This is a genomic window from Pseudomonas sp. PB101 (assembly GCF_009764265.1).
Classification (GTDB): domain Bacteria; phylum Pseudomonadota; class Gammaproteobacteria; order Pseudomonadales; family Pseudomonadaceae; genus Aquipseudomonas.
On sequence record NZ_RWIR01000045.1, the window covers coordinates 45,196 to 65,513 of the forward strand.

General features: G+C 62.7%; 15 protein-coding genes. All 15 read left to right on the forward strand.

Annotation, left to right across the window (positions count from 1 at the left end):
- Positions 1-227: 227 nt before the first annotated feature.
- The 15 genes from EI969_RS13290 (at position 228) to EI969_RS13360 (ending at position 20,297) form a co-directional block, all read left to right on the forward strand.
- Complete coding sequence (locus tag EI969_RS13290; RefSeq protein WP_160388222.1) at positions 228-1,787, forward strand: sigma-54-dependent transcriptional regulator; 1,560 nt, start codon at positions 228-230, stop codon at positions 1,785-1,787.
- A 318-nt stretch (positions 1,788-2,105) separates the two neighbouring features.
- Positions 2,106-2,846 carry a flagellar basal body rod protein FlgF gene (locus tag EI969_RS13295; protein WP_160388223.1) on the forward strand — a complete coding sequence of 247 codons (741 nt, stop codon included), beginning with the start codon at positions 2,106-2,108 and terminating at the stop codon, positions 2,844-2,846.
- A 45-nt stretch (positions 2,847-2,891) separates the two neighbouring features.
- Positions 2,892-3,677, forward strand: a complete 786-nt coding sequence (gene flgG / locus EI969_RS13300; RefSeq protein WP_047532060.1) for a flagellar basal-body rod protein FlgG — start codon at positions 2,892-2,894, stop codon at positions 3,675-3,677.
- Between the two features lie 52 nt (positions 3,678-3,729).
- Positions 3,730-4,425, forward strand: coding sequence for a flagellar basal body L-ring protein FlgH (gene flgH, locus EI969_RS13305; RefSeq protein WP_150716535.1), 696 nt, complete (start codon positions 3,730-3,732; stop codon positions 4,423-4,425).
- A 27-nt stretch (positions 4,426-4,452) separates the two neighbouring features.
- Entirely contained in the window at positions 4,453-5,541 is a 1,089-nt protein-coding gene (locus tag EI969_RS13310; protein ID WP_160388299.1) for a flagellar basal body P-ring protein FlgI, read from the forward strand.
- Positions 5,542-5,552: 11 nt separating this feature from the next.
- Positions 5,553-6,839 carry a flagellar assembly peptidoglycan hydrolase FlgJ gene (gene flgJ / locus EI969_RS13315; RefSeq protein WP_160388224.1) on the forward strand — a complete coding sequence of 429 codons (1,287 nt, stop codon included), beginning with the start codon at positions 5,553-5,555 and terminating at the stop codon, positions 6,837-6,839.
- Positions 6,840-6,862: 23 nt separating this feature from the next.
- Positions 6,863-8,908, forward strand: coding sequence for a flagellar hook-associated protein FlgK (flgK, locus tag EI969_RS13320; protein WP_160388225.1), 2,046 nt, complete (start codon positions 6,863-6,865; stop codon positions 8,906-8,908).
- A gap of 13 nt (positions 8,909-8,921) precedes the next feature.
- Positions 8,922-10,493, forward strand: coding sequence for a flagellar hook-associated protein 3 (locus tag EI969_RS13325; RefSeq protein ID WP_160388226.1), 1,572 nt, complete (start codon positions 8,922-8,924; stop codon positions 10,491-10,493).
- A gap of 113 nt (positions 10,494-10,606) precedes the next feature.
- Positions 10,607-14,200, forward strand: a complete 3,594-nt coding sequence (locus EI969_RS13330; protein WP_160388227.1) for a glycosyltransferase — start codon at positions 10,607-10,609, stop codon at positions 14,198-14,200.
- Between the two features lie 699 nt (positions 14,201-14,899).
- Positions 14,900-15,673 carry a glucose-1-phosphate cytidylyltransferase gene (rfbF, locus tag EI969_RS13335; protein ID WP_160388228.1) on the forward strand — a complete coding sequence of 258 codons (774 nt, stop codon included), beginning with the start codon at positions 14,900-14,902 and terminating at the stop codon, positions 15,671-15,673.
- Positions 15,655-16,737: a CDP-glucose 4,6-dehydratase gene (rfbG, locus tag EI969_RS13340; protein ID WP_160388229.1), complete on the forward strand. Its 1,083-nt coding sequence runs from the start codon at positions 15,655-15,657 to the stop codon at positions 16,735-16,737. Before rfbF ends, rfbG begins: the two co-directional genes overlap by 19 nt.
- Positions 16,734-17,294: a dTDP-4-dehydrorhamnose 3,5-epimerase gene (locus EI969_RS13345; protein WP_160388230.1), complete on the forward strand. Its 561-nt coding sequence runs from the start codon at positions 16,734-16,736 to the stop codon at positions 17,292-17,294. Before rfbG ends, EI969_RS13345 begins: the two co-directional genes overlap by 4 nt.
- Positions 17,291-18,517 carry a class I SAM-dependent methyltransferase gene (locus EI969_RS13350; protein WP_160388231.1) on the forward strand — a complete coding sequence of 409 codons (1,227 nt, stop codon included), beginning with the start codon at positions 17,291-17,293 and terminating at the stop codon, positions 18,515-18,517. Before EI969_RS13345 ends, EI969_RS13350 begins: the two co-directional genes overlap by 4 nt.
- The gene (locus tag EI969_RS13355) at positions 18,514-19,635 is read left to right on the forward strand and encodes a DegT/DnrJ/EryC1/StrS aminotransferase family protein (protein WP_160388232.1); all 1,122 of its coding nucleotides are present in this window, start codon (positions 18,514-18,516) and stop codon (positions 19,633-19,635) included. The genes EI969_RS13350 and EI969_RS13355 overlap by 4 nt, the downstream gene beginning before the upstream one ends.
- Positions 19,632-20,297, forward strand: coding sequence for an acetyltransferase (locus EI969_RS13360; RefSeq protein ID WP_160388233.1), 666 nt, complete (start codon positions 19,632-19,634; stop codon positions 20,295-20,297). Before EI969_RS13355 ends, EI969_RS13360 begins: the two co-directional genes overlap by 4 nt.
- The last annotated feature ends 21 nt before the right edge of the window (positions 20,298-20,318 follow it).

A 20,318-nucleotide genomic window follows, 5' to 3' on the forward strand; every position in this document is an offset into this window, starting at 1 on the left:
AAATACCCCAAGGATTGCGCTGTTGCAGCAGGTGGTTTGTGGGCCGCGCAGGAAAAAACCTCGAAAATCGTAAAGTTTTCGTTACGAAAGTTCGTTCAGCGCGTGCCGACTGAGATTTTCGGGTTTGAAAAACGCCTTCCCTGTCACATAATCTTGACGACTATCTGAGCGCTCATGCAGAAAAATCTCTGCCAATGGCCTCATCCTTCACTGTTTGGGCCTTTTTCATGCGTATCAAAGTCCACTGCCAGAACCGCATCGGCATCCTGCGCGACATTCTCAACCTGCTGGTGGAGTACGGGATCAACGTGGCCCGCGGTGAGGTGGGCGGTGAGCATGGCAATGCCATCTATCTGCATTGCCCGAACCTGATCAACATCCAGTTCCAGGCCTTGCGTCCCAAGTTCGAAGCGATTGCCGGAGTCTTTGGCGTCAAGCGTGTAGGGCTGATGCCCAGCGAGCGTCGGCACATGGAACTCAATGCACTGCTCGGCGCGCTGGAATTTCCGGTGCTGTCGATCGACATGGGCGGTTCCATCGTCGCGGCCAACCGGGCAGCGGCGCAGTTGCTCGGGGTGCGGGTCGACGAGGTGCCGGGTATTCCCCTGTCGCGCTACGCCGAAGACTTCGATCTGCCGGAGCTGGTGCGCGCCAACAAATCGCGGATCAACGGGCTGCGGGTCAAGGTCAAGGGTGATGTGTTCCTCGCCGACATCGCGCCATTGCAATCGGAACATGACGACAGCGAGGCCATGGCCGGTGCGGTGCTGACGCTGCACCGCGCCGACCGCGTGGGTGAACGCATCTATAACGTGCGCAAGCAGGAGCTGCGCGGCTTCGACAGCATCTTCCAGAGTTCGAAAGTCATGGCCGCCGTGGTCCGCGAAGCGCGGCGCATGGCACCGCTGGATGCGCCTCTATTGATAGAAGGCGAAACCGGCACCGGCAAGGAGTTGCTGGCGCGGGCCTGCCATCTGGCCAGTCCGCGCGGGCAGTCGCCGTTGATGGCGCTCAATTGTGCCGGTCTGCCGGAGTCGATGGCCGAGACGGAGTTGTTCGGGTACGGCCCGGGTGCCTTCGAGGGCGCGCGGGCCGAAGGCAAGCTCGGGCTGCTGGAGCTGACGGCGGGCGGTACGCTGTTTCTCGATGGCGTCGGCGAAATGAGCCCGCGCTTGCAGGTGAAATTGCTGCGCTTTTTGCAGGACGGCTGCTTCCGTCGCGTGGGCAGCGATGAAGAGGTCTATCTCGATGTGCGGGTGATCTGCGCGACCCAGGTCGACCTGTCCGAATTGTGCGCTCGCGGCGAGTTCCGCCAGGACCTCTATCACCGCTTGAACGTGTTGTCGCTGCACATCCCGCCGCTGCGCGAGTGCCTCGACGGATTGACACCGCTGGTGGAGCATTTCCTCGATCAGGCCAGTCGGCAGATTGGCTGCCCGTTGCCCAAGCTCGCCCCGGCGGCCATGGAGCGGCTCAGTCATTACCATTGGCCGGGCAACGTGCGGCAACTGGAGAACGTGCTGTTCCAGGCGGTTTCCCTGTGCGACGGCGGCACGGTCAAGGCCGAGCACATTCGCCTGCCGGACTATGGCGTGCGTCAGCCCCTTGGCGATTTTTCGCTGGAGGGCGGGCTCGACGAGATCGTCGGGCGGTTCGAGAAGGCGGTGCTGGAGCGGTTGTTTTCCGAGCACCCGAGCAGTCGGCAGCTGGGTAAGCGGTTGGGGGTTTCGCATACCACCATTGCCAACAAGTTGCGCGAGTATGAGGTGGGCAAGACTGAGTCATAGGTGAAACCTGCTGCGTTTGTGCTGGCCTCATCGCGGGCAAGCCCGCTCCCACAGGTTTTGTGAGCGCGACAAGTCACTGTGGGAGCGAGCTTGCTCGCGATGGCGGTTGTGGCCGTTGCCCACGGTCACGCCTTGCCACCCACCGGCATGACACCGCCGGTTTTTCGTCTCCGATACAATCCGCCAAAACCCCTCTGAGCTCCTCAAGTCCTTTATTTGCCGGGCCTGGCGCCGCCAAAAACAACTTGGTCTGCAAATTGCTTATGCCACGTCAGTACAGCAATGGGCGGCAAACGTCCGGCAGGCAGAGGAAAGAGTGTGGACAAGTACCTTTATGTGGCTATGACCGGCGCCAGCCAGAATGCACTGGCGCAAAAGGCGCATGCCAACAACCTCGCGAACATCTCCACCAACGGCTTCCAGAAAGACCTGGAGCAGGCCCGTTCGATGCCGGTGTTCGGTGACAGCTTTCCGGCGCGTGCGTTTGCCATGGCCGAACGCCCGGCCACCGATTTCTCCCCTGGCTCGCTGGTGGAAACCGGCCGTGACCTCGACGTTGCCGTGCAAGGCAACGGCTGGATTGCCGTACAGAATCCCGATGGCGGTGAAAGCTACGTGCGCACCGGCAGCCTGAACGTCGACGCCCTTGGCGTGTTGCGCGCCGGCAACGGCATGCCGGTCATGGGCAATGGCGGGCCGATTGCCGTGCCGCCCGAGCAGCAGATCGAAGTCGGCGAGGACGGCACCATCAGCATCCGCGCGATGGGCGAAGGTCCCCGGGTGATGGCTGAAGTCGACCGCATCAAGCTGGTCAACCCGGACTTCAAGAACATGACCAAGGGCCTGGACGGCTCGATCCACACCAAGGACGGCCAGCCTGCGCAGGCAGATGCCGACGTCAAGCTGGTGTCGGGTTTCCTCGAGTCGAGCAACGTCAATGCCGTGGAAGAGATGACCTCGGTGCTGGCCTTGTCCAAGCAGTTCGAGCTGCACATCAAGATGATGAACACCGCCAAAGACGATGACCAGGCCATGGCTCGGGTCTTGCAGATCAGCTAATTACCAGAACGTCGCGCCGTAAAACAGGCGCACGAGGAGAATCGAATGCTTCCGGCTCTATGGGTTGCCAAAACAGGTCTGTCCGCCCAGGACACCAACCTGACCACCATTTCCAACAACCTGGCCAACGTGTCGACCACGGGTTTCAAACGTGACCGCGCCGAGTTCCAGGACCTGCTCTATCAGATCAAGCGTCAGCCTGGCGCCCAGTCGACCCAGGACAGCGAACTGCCGTCGGGCCTGCAACTGGGTACCGGTGTGCGCATCGTCGGCACCCAGAAAAACTTCACCGCCGGCAGCCTGCAAACCACCGAGCAGCCGCTGGACATGGCCATCGACGGTCGTGGTTTCTTCCAGATCCTGCAACCGGACGGCACCACCTCCTATACCCGTGACGGTACCTTCCACCTGGACTCCAACGGGCAGATCGTCAACGCCAGCGGCTTTGCCCTGGAGCCGGCCATTGTCATTCCGAACGATGCGCAGACCTTCACGGTCGGCCGCGACGGCACCGTGTCCATCACCGTTGCCGGCAACCCGGCTGCCCAGGTGATCGGCAACCTGCAAACCGCCGACTTCATCAACCCGGCCGGCCTGCAGGCCGTGGGCAACAACCTGTTCCTGGAAACCGCCGCCAGCGGCGCGCCGCAAGTCGGCACCCCGGGCTTGGCCGGTTTCGGTACCACGCTGCAGAACACCCTGGAAACGTCGAACGTCAGCACCGTTGAAGAGATGGTCAACATGATCACCACCCAGCGCGCCTACGAGATGAACTCCAAGGTGATCTCCACCGCCGACCAGATGCTCTCGTTCGTAACGCAGAATCTGTAATCAAGTCTATGAGGCGGCCATGAGGTCGCCTGCAACACCGTGAGGTAGGGTCATGAATCGCTTCGTCTCTGTTCTGGCATTGAGTGGGATTACCGTGCTCGCAGGCTGCGTGCCTGTGTCGCCCAAGCCCAATGACCCTTACTACGCCCCGGTGTTGCCGCGCACGCCGTTGCCGGCGGCGGCGAACAATGGCTCGATCTATCAGGCCGGTTTCGAGCAGAACCTGTACAGCGACCGCAAGGCGTACCGGGTGGGCGACATCATCACCATTACGCTGAACGAAAAAACCCAGGCCAGCAAAAATGCCAACTCGCAGATCGGCAAGAACAGCAAGACCGACATTGGCCTGAGCTCGTTCTTTGGCGGTGGCTTGAGCACCAACGATCCGATCGGCAGCGGCGACCTGAGCCTCGATGTCGGCTACAGCGGTGACCGTGCGACCAAGGGTGACAGCAAGGCGGCGCAGGGCAACACCCTGACCGGCTCGATCACCGTGACCGTCGCCGATGTATTGCCCAACGGCATCATCGCGGTGCGCGGCGAGAAGTGGATGACCCTCAACACCGGCGACGAGCTGGTGCGGATTGCCGGGCTGGTTCGCGCCGATGACATCGCCACCGACAACACCGTGTCGTCGACCCGGGTCGCCGATGCGCGCATCACCTACTCGGGCACCGGTTCGTTTGCCGATGCGAGTCAGCCAGGCTGGTTCGACCGTTTCTTCCTCAGCCCGCTGTTCCCTTTCTAGGTGGTCAGTTTGAATCTTAAACACCACATGGTGGCCGCCTTGATGTTGTCTGCAGCCTTCAGCGCTCAAGCCGAGCGCCTGAAGGACATCGCGAGCATTTCCGGTGTGCGTTCCAACCAATTGATCGGTTACGGCCTGGTGGTCGGGCTTAACGGCACCGGCGACCAGACGACGCAAACCCCGTTCACCCTGCAGACCTTCAACAACATGCTCTCGCAGTTCGGCATCAAGGTGCCGCCGGGTTCGGGCAACGTGCAGTTGAAGAACGTCGCGGCGGTGTCGATCAGTGCCGATCTGCCGGCGTTCGCCAAGCCGGGGCAGCAGGTCGACATCACCGTTTCGTCCATCGGCAACTCCAAGAGTCTGCGTGGCGGCACCTTGCTGCTGACGCCGCTCAAGGGTATCGACGGCAACGTCTATGCGGTGGCCCAGGGCAACCTCGTGGTCGGTGGTTTCGATGCCGAAGGTCGCGACGGCTCGAAGATCACCGTCAACGTTCCGTCGGCCGGGCGCATCCCCGGTGGTGCCTCGGTGGAACGTGCGGTGCCGAGCGGTTTCAACCAGGGCAACAGCCTGACGCTGAACCTCAATCGTTCCGACTTCACCACGGCCAAGCGCATCGTCGACAAGATCAACGACATGCTCGGCCCTGGCGTGGCCCAGGCCATCGACGGCGGTTCGGTTCGCGTCACCGCGCCGCTCGATCCGAGCCAGCGCGTCGACTACCTGTCGATCCTCGAAAACCTCGAGATCGACCCGGGCCAGGCGGTGGCGAAAGTCATCATCAATTCCCGTACCGGCACCATCGTGATCGGCCAGAACGTCAAGGTGTCTCCGGCGGCCGTGACCCACGGCAGCCTGACCGTGACCATCACCGAAGACCCGATCGTCAGTCAGCCAGGCCCTCTGTCCAACGGCACGACGGCGGTGGTGCCGCGTTCGAAGGTCAATGCCCAGCAGGAAGCCAAGCCGATGTTCAAGTTCGGCCCGGGTACCACCCTCGACGAGATCGTGCGGGCGGTGAACCAGGTCGGCGCGGCACCGGGTGACTTGATGGCGATCCTCGAAGCGCTGAAACAGGCCGGCGCGCTGCAAGCCGACCTGATCGTGATCTGAGGACGGCCATCGTGGATATGCGCAAGAGCGGTCTGGTCAGCAGCAGTGATTCAGGTTCCTACTCGGACCTCAATCGTCTGAATCAGCTCAAGGTCGGCGACAAGAACAGCGACGGCAACATGCGCAAGGTCGCGCAGGAGTTCGAATCGCTGTTCCTCGGCGAGATGCTCAAGTCGATGCGTTCGGCCACTGAAGCGCTGGGCCAGGACAATCCGATGAACACCCCGGCGGCCAAGCAGTACCAGGAAATGTACGACCAGCAACTGGCCGTTTCCATGTCTCGCGAAGGCGGTGGTATCGGTCTGGCGGACGTGTTGATGCGCCAGATGTCGAAGAACAAACCTCTGGCGCCGGGCGAGGCTGCCGCTGCGTCCCTGGCCAAGCAAGAGGCCGCGAAAGCCGCCGTGCAAACGCCGGTGGCGGCAGGCACGGTGGCAATCAACGGGCCGCTGTCGCGGGTCAATGGCCAGCGTCCGTTGTGGGCGTCGCGCTCGGTCCATGCGCCGCAAGAGGCGGGCGAGGGCGGTCATCGCAATGACATGGCGCTGATCAATCAGCGCCGCCTGGCATTGCCGCCGAAGCTGGCTGACCGGCTGTTGGCCGGGCTGGTGCCTTCGGCGACGACCGTGGCTACGACAGTCAACAAAACTCAATTGCCAGAGCGCACAACGACTACCGGTGCGGGACCGCTGTACAACGGCGACTGGCTGGCGAACGCGCAGCAGGCCTCCAGCGGCGGCATGCAGGTTTACGGTCGCGCCATGGCACAGATTCCTCTGGCGCCGCCGAAGAAAGCCTTCAGCTCCGCCGACCAGTTCGTCAACACCATGTTGCCGATGGCCAGGGAAGCGGCGGCGCGGATCGGTGTCGATCCACGTTATCTGGTGGCCCAGGCGGCCCTGGAAACCGGCTGGGGCAAATCGGTCATGCGCGCCCAGGACGGCAGCAGCAGCCACAACCTGTTCGGCATCAAGGCCGGCAGCAGTTGGCAGGGCGGTTCGGCGCGGGCGATCACCAGCGAATTCAGAGACGGGCAGATGGTCAAGGAGACGGCCCAGTTCCGTTCCTACGACTCCTACAAGGACAGTTTCCATGACCTTGTGACTTTGCTGCAGACCAATAATCGCTATCAAGATGTCGTGAAGTCGGCCGATAACCCAGAACAGTTTGTACGCGAGTTGCAGAGAGCCGGTTACGCAACCGATCCGAACTACGCAAGCAAGATTTCGCAGATAGCCAAGCAGATGACGAGTTACCAGAACTACGCTGCGGCGGGCGTTTCCACCACGCCTTTATAGGCACAAGGTATAAGGTCTGAAACATGAGTTTGCTCAATATCGGGATGTCGGGGCTCAGTGCTGGCCACAACTCGTTGGTCACGACCGGCAACAACATTGCCAACGTCGACACCGCCGGATACTCGCGCCAGCAATCCGTGCAGAGCACCAAGGGCTCGATTCAGTACGGCAACGTGTTCATCGGCACCGGCACCACGCTGGCCGATGTGCGTCGCGTGTATAACTCGTACCTCGATGCGCAGCTGCGCACCGCGACCTCGCTCGACAGCGAAGCCTCGTCGTTCAACGCTCAGGCCACTCCGCTGGACGCCACGCTTTCCGATAGCAACACCGGGCTGACCGGCGTGCTGCAAAAGTTCTTCACCTCGATGCAGGGCGTTTCGACCTCCGCCACCGACGACACCTCGCGCCAGTCGGTGCTGACCGGTGCCCAGGCCTTGTCCGCGCGCTTCAATTCGATTGCCAAGCAGTTGAACGATCAGAACACCAACCTGAACGGCAGCCTCGGTGACATGGCGGATCAGGTGAACAAGCTGTCCACCACGATCGCCACGCTCAACCAGAAAATTGCCGAGCTCTCCACCGGCAGCAGCCAGCCGAACGACCTGCTGGACGCGCGCACCGAAGCCGTGCGCCAACTGTCCGGGCTGGTCGGCACCCAGGTGGTCGAGCGCGGCAACAGCTACGACGTCTACATCGGCAGCGGTCAGCCATTGGTGGTCGGCAATACCACCAACACACTGCAAACCGTGCCGAGCCAGAGCGATCCATCGCGCATGGCGCTGCAGCTCAACCGTGGCTCCAGCACCATCGACGTGACCTCGGTGGTCAGCGGCGGTGAAATCGGTGGCCTGCTGACTTACCGCAAGGAAGTGCTCGACCCTTCGCTCAATGAACTGGGGCGCGTGGCACTGGTGGTTGCTGACCAGATCAACCGCCAGCAGGCGCAAGGCATCGACAAGAACGGTGATTTCGGCGCGGCGATCTTCAACAACATCAACAGTGCCGCGCTGGTCAGTCAGCGCAGCATTGCAGGGGCGAGCAACAGTGCCGGCTCAGGCAACCTGGATGTCACCATCAAGGACACCGGCAAGCTCACCGCCAGCGACTATCAGGTGACGTTCACCAGCGCGACCGACTACACCGTCAAGCGCTCGGACGGCACCGACCTGGGCGCGTTCAGCACCACGACGACCCCGGCTCCGGTGATCGACGGCTTCAGCCTGAACCTCAACGGCGGTGCGCCGAGCGCCGGCGATTCGTTCAAGGTGACGCCGACCCGTGGCGCGGCGGCCAGTATCCAGACCGTGCTCACCGACCCGAAAAAAATCGCTGCCGCCGCCCCTTTGACCGGCGTGACCACTGCCAACAACACCGGCACCTACACCCAGCCGACGCTGACCAGCACCATCGACATCTACAACCCGGCGGCCCAGGCGGAAATGCAGACCGCGCTCAAGTACTCGACGCCGGTCAAACTGGTTTTCGGCGGCGCCAGCGGCGGTAGCCAGAGCTACAACATGGTCGATGCCAAGGGCAACTCGATCGGCACCGGCACCATCGTTCCCGGTCAGAGCAACACCCTGAACCTGAAAGTCGGCATGGTCGATGCCAGCGGTGCTCCGGTCATGGACACCAGCGTCACGCCGGCCGTGCAGAAGACCTTCACCGTGCAGACCACGGTCGGCGCCACGCCAGCCAGCGGCGAAAGCTTCACCATCAACCTGGCCGGCGCGGCGTCTTCGGACAACCGCAATGCTCAAGCGTTGGTGGGTTTGCAAACCAAACAGACCGTCGACACCGGCACGGCGAGCAAGGGCATCAGCCTGACCGACGCCTACAACAAGCTGGTGACCAACGTCGGCGCCAAGGCTGCCCAGGGCAAGTCCGACAGCGAAGCCACCACGGCGATCCTGGCCAACGCCAAGGGTGCTCGTGATTCGAACTCCGGCGTCGACCTGGATGAAGAAACCGGCAACCTGGTCAAGTACCAGCAGTACTACACCGCGTCTTCGCAGATCATCAAGGCTGCGCAGGAAATTTTCACAACGCTGATCAACAGCCTTTAAGGAGTCGTAATTCATGCGCATTTCCACCGCCCAGTATTACGAAATCACCGCTGCGAATTACCAGCGCAACTTCAACAAGGCCATCGCGACCAGTAACGAAGCCAGCAGTCTGGTCCGCATCAACACCGCCGCCGATGATCCGATCGGTGCCGGTCGTTTGCTGCAACTGGGCCAGCAGAGCGCGATGCTTGATCAGTACGGCACCAACATCGAAAGCACCAAGAGTGCGTTGAGCCTGCAGGAAACCACGCTCAGCTCCATCGGTACCGCTTTGCAGCGCGCCAAGGAGCTGGCCCTCGCCGCCAGCAACGGCATTGCCACCGACGCGGACCGCAAGGCCTATGCATCGGAATTGGGCCAGATCCAGCAACAGGTGCTGGGCCTGATGAACACCCGGGACGCGAGCGGCAACTACCTGTTCTCCGGTTCGAAAACCGACACCGCGCCTTACTCGCAGAACTCGGACGGCACCTACAGCTACAACGGCGACCAGACCACCGTCGACCTCGGCATTGGCGATGGCATGACGGTCGGGACCAACACCACGGGCTGGGATGCTTTCCAGCAGACCATCAATACCAATCGCACCCAGACCACCATGACCGCTCCGGCGGTGGATGACGGGCGCGTGGTGCTGTCCAACGGTACGGTCGGCACCAGCTCCACCTACAACGCCAAATTCACCGGCGGCCAGCCTTACACCGTCAGCTTCCTCAGCAGCACCCAGCTGAAGATCACCGACGCGCTGGGTAACGACGTGACCGCCGAAGCCAGCCAGAACGGTGTCATCAGCAACGCCAACGGGGCCAACCAGACGGTGAGTTTCCGTGGCATTGACATGAAGCTGAACATCAACCTCAAGTCCGGTGATACCAACCCGGATGCGGTGATCGCCGGGCACAGTTTCAATCTGTCTTCCTCCTCGGATACCTTCAACACGTCGCGCAGCGCCGGCAACGCGTCGACCGCGGTCATCACCGGTTCCACCGTGACCAACCCGACGGCGTACACCAATGCTTTCCCGTCGGGCGGGGCAATCCTCAAGTTCACCAGCGCGACCGCTTTCGACCTGTACGCGGCCCCGATCAGCGCCGACAGCAAGCCGGTGTCGTCGGGCACCGTATCCGGCGGCAACGCTACCGCCGCGGGCGTGACCTTTGCCCTGGGCGGTGGCGCTCCGGCGTCCGGCGACCAGTTCGTGATTCAGTCCAACAACCATCAGACCCAGAACGTGCTCGACACCCTGGGCCAGATGATGACTGCGTTGAATACGCCAATCGACGGCGACGCGGTGGCCAAGCAGAAGTTTCTCGGCGCCATGGAATCGGGAATGGGCAACATCGACAGTGCGGCCAACCAGATCGGCTCGGCCATCACCACCATCGGTGCGCGCGGTCAGGCGCTGGACAACCAGACCGCGACCAACGAAAGCCTGACTCTGGCGAACACCGCGAGCCAGTCGTCGATTCGCGATTCGGACCCGGCCGAAGTCATGACGCGCCTGACCTTGCAGCAGACCATGCTGCAGGCTGCGCAGCTGGCGTTCAGCAAGATTTCCCAGCTGGGTCTGTTCAACAAGATCTGACGGTGGTCGGGCGCGCAGGCGCCCGATTGCTTGCCCCTTCAGTATTTATCGTCTTTTTGCGGTAACAAAGGGCTCGCTTTTCAGGGCGGGCTCGCGCCGCCTGTGAGCCCGCCGTGAATTCACTCCCGCTTGTCAGCCTGGTCATCCCCGCCTTCAATCCACGCTTTTTCGCTCGTGCGTTGCGCACGGCTGTGAGCCAGAGCTACGGCAATCTGGAAATCATCGTTTGCGATGACAGTCGCGGTCATGAGATCGAAGAGATCGTCGCTTCGACGGTTGAGCAGGGCGCGGCCGTACGCTACGTGCGAAATCCGCGAACCCTGGGACTGGTGGGTAACCTTCAGGCTTGTCTGGCGCAGGCGCAAGGCGAGTACATCAAGTTTCTGTGTGACGATGACCAGTTGTTCTCGGCCTGCATCGAGTATCAGGCCCAGGCCCTCATCGACTGTCCCGACGTCAACCTGGTGGTGGCCCAGCGGCTGCTCTGGGATGCCGACGACATGCCGCTGCCTTCGCGCCTGGAAAACACCCCGCTGTCCCCGGTGGGCGGGGTGTTCAAGGGTGATGACCTGCTGGCAATCTTCGAAAATTTCCCGGTCAACATCCTCGGCGGCTTCAGCAATGCGATGTTCCGTCGGGCCGACGTGCTTGAACTGCTGCCGGCACTGACTCAGCCCGGCCATTGCTTCGTCGCGACTCTGGATTTCGCCTTGTACGTCTGCCTGATGCGCCGCGGCAATCTGGCGGTGTCCAATCACGTGCTCGGCATCGAACGCCTGTACCCGGAGCGTTTGAGCGGCCAGCAGGCGATGAAGGACGCGGCCGAAACCGAGCGGCAATGGCTGTCGCAAATGCTCAAGGCCCGTGGTGGCGAATCCGCGCCGGCCCAGGGTTGGGTGCGCTATGTGCCGCTGACCCAGGTGGACGAGTCGCCGCGGGTTTGGGAGGAGTTGCCGCTGAGCCGGACCCTGGGGACAAAACAGACCACCCAGGATTGGCATGTCGGCATCGCCAGCGTCAGTTTCGCGCAGTTGTATGCCCAGTGGCTGGCGTGCCGCAGTCTCACCGAGGGTCAGCGTGAGTTGCTGGAGGACACGTTGGAAGCCTGGCCGACCCGACCGAAAATCGTTCCGATCATCATCGATGAGCAAGGCAGCCGTTCAGCGCTGGAGCTCACTCTGCAATCGCTGGCCGATCAGGATTACGCCCCTGAACTGACACTGGTGCTGTCCGCATCCTGCATCGAGGCCGAACTGGACGAGCGGGTGTTCCGCTTGCCGCTGCAGGACGACTGGCAGCAGCAGATCAACGAGCTGTTACCGCAACTTGAAGGCGCCGGCTGGTTCTATCTACTGCGTGCCGGTGATCGCCTGGTGGCGCCGGCCTTGCTGGTCATGGCTGAACGAATTGCCCTGTCGCGCACGCTGACCTGCCTGTACAGCGATGAAGGCGGGCTGCTTCAGGGCGAGTCGACCGAGCCTGCATTCAAACCGGATTTCAACCTCGATCTGATGCGCAGCTATCCCTACGTGGGTCGAGCGCTGGCGTTCGAGCGCGAGCAGTTCCTGGCACTGGGCGGTTTCGATTCGGCGCATGGCGAACTGGCGCCCCACGATGTGTTGTGGCGCATGGTCGAGAGTGCCGGCACGCAGGTGGTCGGGCACATTTGCGAGGTGCTGCTGGAGTCGGCGTTCGACCTGGCCAAATGGCTGTCGCAGCCGCAGGTGGTGGATAACAACCCGCGGCTGCTGGAGGCGCACTTGCAGCGCTTGGGCGTCGCCCACGACATTCGCCAGGGCAGTTCCGAGCTGCTCAATCGGGTCGACTATCGCCATGATGACCGGCCGCTGGTGTCGATCATTCTCGTCAGCAAGGACCAGACCCTGGCGTTGCAACGCTGTGTCGAGAGCCTGCTGGAGAATACCGCCTACGGCGAATACGAATTGCTGTTGGTGGACAACGGCAGCGAAAGCGCCGAGGCGCTTGACTGGTTCGCCGGCATGGCGCAACTGGGCAGCGACCGGGTCCGCGTGCTGCGCTGCGAGCTGCAGGGCAATGCGGCGGCGGTACGCAATTTCGCCGCGCAGCAGGCGGCTGGCGAATACGTGTTGATGCTCAATCCGTACACGGTGATCACCCAGGCGCAATGGCTGGACGAGTTGCTCAATCATGCGCAGCGTCCGGAAGTCGGCGTGGTCGGGGCCAAGCTGTTCAACCCCGATGGCCGCGTGCTGCATGCCGGTCTGATCCTCGGGTTGCAAGGGCCGGCCGGCGTGCCGTTCCATGGCGAGACGCTGCATGCGGCGGGCTACATGTACCGCTTGCAGGTCGCTCACAATTACAGTGCCGTCGGTGGTGATTGCCTGATGGTGCGCAAGGCGATCTTTGACGCCGTCGGTGGCCTCGATGAGCAAGGCCTGGCGCAGTCTCTCAACGAGGTGGATCTGTGCCTGCGCGTCGGCCAGGAAGGTTATCTGGTGGTGTGGACACCGCACGCGCAACTGGCGCTGGGCGCACAACCGGCGGGGGTTGCACGGGAAGGTGATCAGGCCCGCAGCGAGCAGGAGCAGGAAGTTTTCTATAAGCGCTGGCTGCCGATCGTGGCCCGTGATCCGGCCTACAACACCAACCTGGCGCTGCAAGGGTTGGGCGGGGCGAGCTTCAGCCTCGAGCCTGGCCTGCGTTCCGGCTGGAGCCCGTTTTCCAAGGCGCAGTTGCCGAAGATTCTCGCGTTGCCGGTCAACGCCTCCGCCATCGGCCATTACCGGGTCACGCAGCCGCTGATCGAGCTGGAAGCAGCCGGCAGGGCCCATGGGCGCATTCATTACAACCTGCCGACCATCATCGAAGTCGAGCGTCATTCGCCTGACGTGATCATCTTGCAGGGGCGCTATTCCGAAGGGCCGATCAACGAAATCCCAAGCCTGCAAAAATACTCCGGCGCGCGGCGCATCTATGAGCTGGACGACTTCGTGATCAACGTTCCGCACCGCAATGCGCATATCCGCAACATGCCGGGCAAGGACGAAATGGAGAAGCTGGTGCGGCGCGCCATCGGCATGTGCGATCGCGTGGTGGTCTCCACCGAGCCGCTGGGCAATGCGTTGTCGGACATGCATCACGACATTCGTGTGGTGCCCAACATGTTGGCCTCGCACCTGTGGACCGATCTGCGCAGTCAGCGCCGCACCTCGAAAAAACCTCGGGTCGGCTGGGGTGGCGGCACCAGCCACCACGGTGACCTGGCGGTGATCGCCGATGTGGTCCGCGAACTGGCCAATGAAGTCGACTGGGTGTTCTTCGGCATGTGCCCGGACGATCTGCGCCCGTACATGCATGAGTTCCATGGGGTGATCGGGCTGGATGTCTACCCGGCCAAGCTGGCCAGCCTGAACCTGGACCTGGCGCTGGCGCCGCTGGAGTTCCACATCTTCAACGACTGCAAGAGCAACCTGCGCTTGCTGGAGTACGGCGCTTGCGGCTACCCGGTGATCGCCACCGACACCGAGGCCTATCGCGGCTACCTGCCGTGCACCCGGATCAAGACCAACTCCACGGATGAATGGCTGCAGGCGATCCGCATGCACCTGGCCGATCCGGACGCCAGCTATCGCATGGGCGACGAGTTGCGCGAGATCGTGCTGCGCGACTACGTGCTGCGCGGCGACAATTTGCGCTACTGGGAGAATGGCTGGCTGGCAGACTGATCCTTCAGGCTGTTGCGCGCAAAGGCAGTCGACATGTAGGAGCCGGCTTGCTGGCGAAGGACTCAAGTGCGCCGCGTATATCCAGTTTGCACGCGTTTTCGTTAACGACCATCGCCGGCAAGCCGGCTCCTACAGTGCGCCGCGGTTACCCGGTTCACCCGCGTTATCGTTGACGGCCATCGCTGGCAAGCCAGCTCCCACAAGGGATCGCGCAAACCCTGTAGGAGCCGGCTTGCTGGCGATGGACTCAAGTGCGCCGCGTTTATCCGGTTTGCACGCGTTTTCGTTAACGACCATCGCCGGCAAGCCGGCTCCTACAGTGCGCCGCGTTTACCCGGTTCATACGCGTCATCGTTAACGACCATCGCTGGCAAGCCAGCTCCCACAAGGGACCGCGCAATCCCTGTAGGAGCCGGCTTGCTGGCGATGGACTCAAGTGCGCCGCGTTTATCCGGTTTGCACGCGTTATCGTTCACGACCATCGCCGGCAAGCCGGCTCCTACAATTACCCGCAGCGCGTTGGCGGGTAGCGGACCCAAAGAGCTGGCGCGTTTCCTGCAAGTCCCCCTCATATCGCCATAAAACGAGCACTTCCGGTGAGTCCGGATGCGCCCTGAACGGCGGCAGGTTTAACCCAGATGGCCCGCAAAAGCTTGATACAGCTTGGCTGAGCCCTGTGACGAACAAGAGGGGAAGGGGATGAAGGCAGTTATTTTGGCGGGTGGCCTGGGTACGCGGATCAGCGAGGAGTCGCACCTCAAGCCCAAGCCGATGATCGAGGTCGGCGGCAAGCCAATTCTCTGGCACATCATGAAGCAGTACTCCGCACACGGAATCCATGATTTCGTGATCTGCCTTGGCTACAAGGGCTATGCGATCAAGGACTTCTTCGCCAACTATTTCCTGCACACCTCTGATGTCACCTTCGACATGCGCAACAACCGCATGGATGTTCACCAGAACTACAGCGAGCCATGGCGCGTCACGCTGATCGATACCGGCGAAGAGACCATGACCGGCGGCCGTTTGCGCCGCGCCCGCCGCTATCTTGAAGACGAAAAAGCCTTCTGCTTTACCTACGGCGACGGCGTGTCGGACCTCAACATCGGGGCGTTGGTGGACTTCCATCTCGAGCACGGAAAACTGGCGACCGTCACCGCGGTACAACCGCCTGGCCGCTATGGCGCGCTCAATCGTGATGGCGACAAGGTCCTGGGTTTCACCGAAAAACCTCGCGGCGACGGTGGCTGGATCAATGGCGGCTTCTTCGTCCTGTCGCCCAAGGTCCTGCCGCTGATCGAAGGCGACGAGACCTCGTGGGAATCCGGCCCGCTGGATGGCCTGGCCGCGCGCGGCGAGCTCATGGCGTACCAGCACGACGGCTTCTGGCAACCGATGGACACCCTGCGTGACAAGAATCACCTCGAGGCGTTGTGGCAGAGCGGGGAGGCCCCATGGAAGCAATGGGACTGAGCCCGCAATTCTGGCGCGGCAAGCGGGTGCTGGTCACCGGCCACACCGGTTTCAAGGGCAGTTGGCTGACGCTGTGGCTGCAAAGCCTGGGGGCCGAGGTCAGCGGGTTTTCCCTCGACCCGTCCACCGAGCCGAGCCTGTTCGAGCTGGCGCGCGTTCACGAAGGCATCAACGATCAGCGCGGCGACCTGCGTGACCTGGGTGCGTTGCTGGAGTTGATCGCTGAAACCCAACCGGAAATCGTCCTGCACCTGGCGGCACAACCGCTGGTGCGCGAAGGTTATCGCGACCCGCTGGGCACTTACTCCAGCAACGTCATGGGCACCCTCAACCTGCTCGAAGCGATCCGCCAGGTGGGCGGCGTGCGTGCCTGTGTGCTGGTGACCACCGACAAGGTCTACGCCAACCAGGAATGGCTGTGGCCGTATCGCGAAAACGAAGCGTTGGGCGGTCACGATCCCTACAGCAGCAGCAAGGCTTGCTGCGAATTGCTGGCGCAATCCTATGCCGCCTCGTTCTTTGCCCCTGAAAAGCATGCCGAGCATGGCCTGGCATTGGCCACGGCGCGCGCCGGCAACGTGCTCGGCGGCGGCGATTTCGCCCCGGAGCGGTTGATTCCCGATGTACTCAAGGCCTGGTCGGCGGACGAGCCGGTGACCTTGCGTTACCCGCAAGCTGTGCGCCCGTGGCAGCACGCCCTGGAGCCGCTGGCCGGCTATCTGCAACTGGCTGCCGGCCTGTTCGAGCAAGGCCCGGCATTCGCCGGGGCGTGGAATTTCGGCCCCGGTGAAGCGGACATGTGCAGCGTCGGTGAAGTCGTCGAACTGCTCGCCAGCCGCTGGCCGCAAGCGCGCGGGCTGCGCATCGAACCGAGCGATATGCATGAGGCCGGCCTGTTGCGCCTGGACAGCAGCCGTGCCCGTCAATTGCTCGGCTGGCAACCGCGCTGGTCGCTGCAGCAGTGCCTGACCCAGACCCTGGACTGGCACCTGGCGTGGCAGAACGGCGATGACATGCGCGCCGTCAGCCTGGCGCAATTGAACCTGTACCGAGGCGCGCTGTGAGTGAATTCCTGCTGAAGGCGTTGCCGCTGAGCGGATTGTTCAGCGTGCAGCACAAGCGTTTCGAAGACGAGCGCGGGCACTTTTCCCGGTTGTTTTGCGAGGGCAGCCTGAGTGCGTTCGGCCAGGCGTTCCACATCCGCCAGATCAATCACTCCTGCACCCGCGAGCGCGGCAGCGTGCGTGGCCTGCATTACCAGAACGAGCGCGCGCCGGAAGCCAAGTTGATCACCTGCCTGCGCGGTGAAGTCTGGGATGTCGCGGTGGATTTGCGTCCCGACTCCGAGACTTTCCTGCACTGGCACGCCGAACACCTGCGGGCCGGCGATGGCCGCAGCCTGTTGATTCCGGCCGGGTTCGCTCATGGCTTCCAGACCCTTTCTGCCGATGCCGAGCTGCTTTACCTGCACAGCAACGACTACACGCCTGAACACGAAGGCGGGTTGTCGGTGCTCGATCCACGGCTGGCGATTGCCTGGCCGTTGCCTGTCAATAATCTGTCGGTGCGCGATGCGAGTCATCCGGCGCTCGATGAACACTTCGCCGGAGTGCGCCTATGAACTGCCGTGGTTGCGCCGCCGCGCTGACCCTGCCGCTGATCGACCTGGGCACCTCGCCGCCGTCCAACGCCTACGTGCGTGCCGACCAGCTGGAGCAGGCCGAGCAATGGGTGCCGTTGAAGGTTGCCGTGTGCCAGCAATGCTGGCTGGTGCAGACCGAGGACTACACCAGCGCCGACAGCCTGTTCGATGCCGAGTACGCCTATTTCAGTTCGTTCTCCAGCACCTGGCTGGCCCATGCCGAGCGTTATGTGGCCGAGATGGTCGAACGCTTCGGCCTGAGCGCCGACAGCCGCGTGGTGGAAATCGCGGCCAACGACGGTTACCTGTTGCAGTACGTGGCCAGGCGCGGCATCCCTTGCCTGGGCGTCGAGCCGACCCGTAGCACCGCGCAGGCGGCGCGGGAAAAAGGCCTGGAGATCCGTGAGCTGTTTTTCGGTCGCGACAGCGCCGCGCAGTTGCATGGCGAGGGCTGGGGCGCCGACCTGATGGCCGCCAACAACGTGCTGGCCCACGTCCCGGATATCAACGATTTCCTCGGCGGTTTCGCGACCTTGCTCAAGCCGACCGGCGTGGCGACTTTCGAGTTTCCGCAGTTGTTGACGCTGATGGCCGGCCAGCAGTTCGACACGCTGTACCACGAGCATTATTCCTACCTGTCGCTGACCGCTGTGCAGACCCTGTGCGAGCGCAACGGTCTTCAGGTGTTCGACGTCAGCCAGCTGCCGACCCATGGCGGTTCGCTGCGGGTGTTCGTACAGCGCCTGGACGGCGAGCGTCGCGACGTGCAACCGGCGGTCCGGCAACAGCTGCAGGCCGAACTCGCGGCCGGGGTGAAAACCCCGGCGTTCTACGCGACCCTGGCGCCCGCCGCCGAACGGATCAAGCATGACCTGCTGCGCTTCCTGTTGCAGGCCAGGGCCGATGGCAAGCGCGTGGTTGGCTACGGCGCCGCCGCCAAGGGCAACACCCTGCTCAACTACGCCGGGGTCAAGCCGGACCTGCTGGCCTGGGTGGCCGATGCCAACCCGCACAAGCAAGGCAAGTACCTGCCCGGCAGCCGCATTCCGATCGTGTCGCCGGAGCGGATCGACCTCGAGAAACCGGACTACGTGCTGGTGCTGCCGTGGAACCTGCTGGACGAGATCACCCAGGCCTTTGCCGGCATTCGTGCATGGGACGGTCGTTTTGTCATTGCCATTCCCGAGTTGATCATTCGATGAGCCGAATTCATTACACCAAGCCCAGTGTCGGTGAGCTGGAAGCCGACTACGTACTCGATGCCGTCCGCCATGGTTGGGGAGAGCGCTGCTACGAGTACCTGACGCGGTTCGAGAAGTCCTTTGCCGAGCACGTGGGTGCGACGTACGCGATCGCAACCTCCAGTTGCACCGGCGCGCTGCACATGGGGATGGCGGCGCTGGGCATCGGTGCCGGCGATGAGGTGATCCTCGCCGATACCAACTGGATCGCCTCGGCCGCGCCCATCACCTATCTGGGTGCTACGCCGGTGTTCGTCGACGTGCTCGCAGACAGTTGGTGTCTCGACCCGCAGCAGGTTCGCCGGGCAATTACCCCACGGACCAAGGCGATTCTGGCGGTTCACCTCTACGGCAATCTCTGCGACATGGATGCGTTGCTGGCCATCGGCCGCGAGTTCGGCCTGCCGGTCATCGAAGACGCGGCCGAGGCGATCGGCTCGCAGTGGCGTGGTCAGGCAGCCGGTTCGCTGGGCGCGTTCGGTGCGTTTTCCTTTCATGGCACCAAGACCATGACCACCGGCGAAGGCGGCATCTTCGTGACGTCTGACAAGGCCCTGTATGACCGCGTGCTGACCCTGTCCAACCATGGCCGGGTGGCGGGCAGCAGCAAACAGTTCTGGCCGGATTTCCTCGGTTTCAAATACAAGATGAGCAACCTGCAAGCCGCCGTCGGTTGCGCGCAGGTCGAGCGGATCGACGAGTTGATCGAGCGCAAGCGTGCGATTTTCGCCCGTTACGCCGACGCCCTGTCTGCATTGCCTGGCTTGACCATGAACCCTGAGCCGGGGCATGCGCGCAACGGCTACTGGATGCCCACCGTGGTCTTTGACCGCGAGCTGGGGATCACGCGGGACATGTTGAGCGCAGCCTTCCAGGCCGCCGATATCGACGCGCGGGTGTTCTTCTGGCCGCTGTCGTCCTTGCCGATGTTCAGCGAACTGACGGCCGACTCGCCGGTGGCGCATGCGCTGCCGGAGCGCGCGATCAATCTGCCGAGCTACCACGACATGACCGATGACGATCAGCACCGGGTCATCGAGGTGTTGCGCGCACTGGTACTGAAAAGGACCCGGCTATGAAGGTTTACCTGCTGGGGGCGGCCAATCCTGAAGCGGTACGGATGATCCTCACCCTGCAACGCAGCCAGCCGGACCTGCAGTTCGCCTTTCTCGATAACGATCCGGCGAAGCAAGGCACGCTGTTTCATGGCGTGCCGGTGGTGGGTGGCACCGACAGGGTGGCCGAGCTGAAAGGCCCCGACACGCGCTTTGTCAATTTGATCACCGGCAGTACCGCGCTGCGTCACCGGACCACCTGCGAGATCGTCGAGGCCGGTGGCACCCTGGGCAACTTCATCCACCCGGGCATCGATCTGACGATGATCACCATGGGCGTCGGCACCTATCTGCAAGAGGGCGTGATCATGCAGGCGCAAGTCAGCCTGGGTGACAACACCAGCATCAGCGCCGGCAGCGTGGTCGGGCATGAGGGGCAGATCGGTCATTCGGTGTTCATGGCGCCGGGTGTCTGCATTGCCGGTTGTGTCGAGATCGGCGACGGCACCTTCATCGGCACCAACGCCACGATCCTGCCGCGTTTGCGCATCGGCCGTTGGGTCACCATCGGTGCGGGCGCCGTGGTCACCAGAGACGTTCCAGACTATGCGGTCGTGGTGGGCAGCCCCGCCAGGACCATCAAGACCAATCCTGCTTCCTTTCAAGACGGTCGGGTTTTCAACTAACCACCGCGACTAATTTCCGGA

Bases quoted from the DNA above. Each gene is read 5' to 3' on its own strand.
- EI969_RS13355 (WP_160388232.1), top strand. From the start codon at position 18,514: ATGAGCCGAATTCATTACACCAAGCCCAGTGTCGGTGAGCTGGAAGCC.
- flgG (WP_047532060.1), top strand. From the start codon at position 2,892: ATGCTTCCGGCTCTATGGGTTGCCAAAACAGGTCTGTCCGCCCAGGAC.
- flgH (WP_150716535.1), top strand. From the start codon at position 3,730: ATGAATCGCTTCGTCTCTGTTCTGGCATTGAGTGGGATTACCGTGCTC.
- rfbG (WP_160388229.1), top strand. From the start codon at position 15,655: ATGGAAGCAATGGGACTGAGCCCGCAATTCTGGCGCGGCAAGCGGGTG.
- flgK (WP_160388225.1), top strand. From the start codon at position 6,863: ATGAGTTTGCTCAATATCGGGATGTCGGGGCTCAGTGCTGGCCACAAC.
- EI969_RS13325 (WP_160388226.1), top strand. From the start codon at position 8,922: ATGCGCATTTCCACCGCCCAGTATTACGAAATCACCGCTGCGAATTAC.
- EI969_RS13310 (WP_160388299.1), top strand. From the start codon at position 4,453: ATGGTGGCCGCCTTGATGTTGTCTGCAGCCTTCAGCGCTCAAGCCGAG.
- EI969_RS13350 (WP_160388231.1), top strand. From the start codon at position 17,291: ATGAACTGCCGTGGTTGCGCCGCCGCGCTGACCCTGCCGCTGATCGAC.
- EI969_RS13360 (WP_160388233.1), top strand. From the start codon at position 19,632: ATGAAGGTTTACCTGCTGGGGGCGGCCAATCCTGAAGCGGTACGGATG.
- EI969_RS13290 (WP_160388222.1), top strand. From the start codon at position 228: ATGCGTATCAAAGTCCACTGCCAGAACCGCATCGGCATCCTGCGCGAC.
- rfbF (WP_160388228.1), top strand. From the start codon at position 14,900: ATGAAGGCAGTTATTTTGGCGGGTGGCCTGGGTACGCGGATCAGCGAG.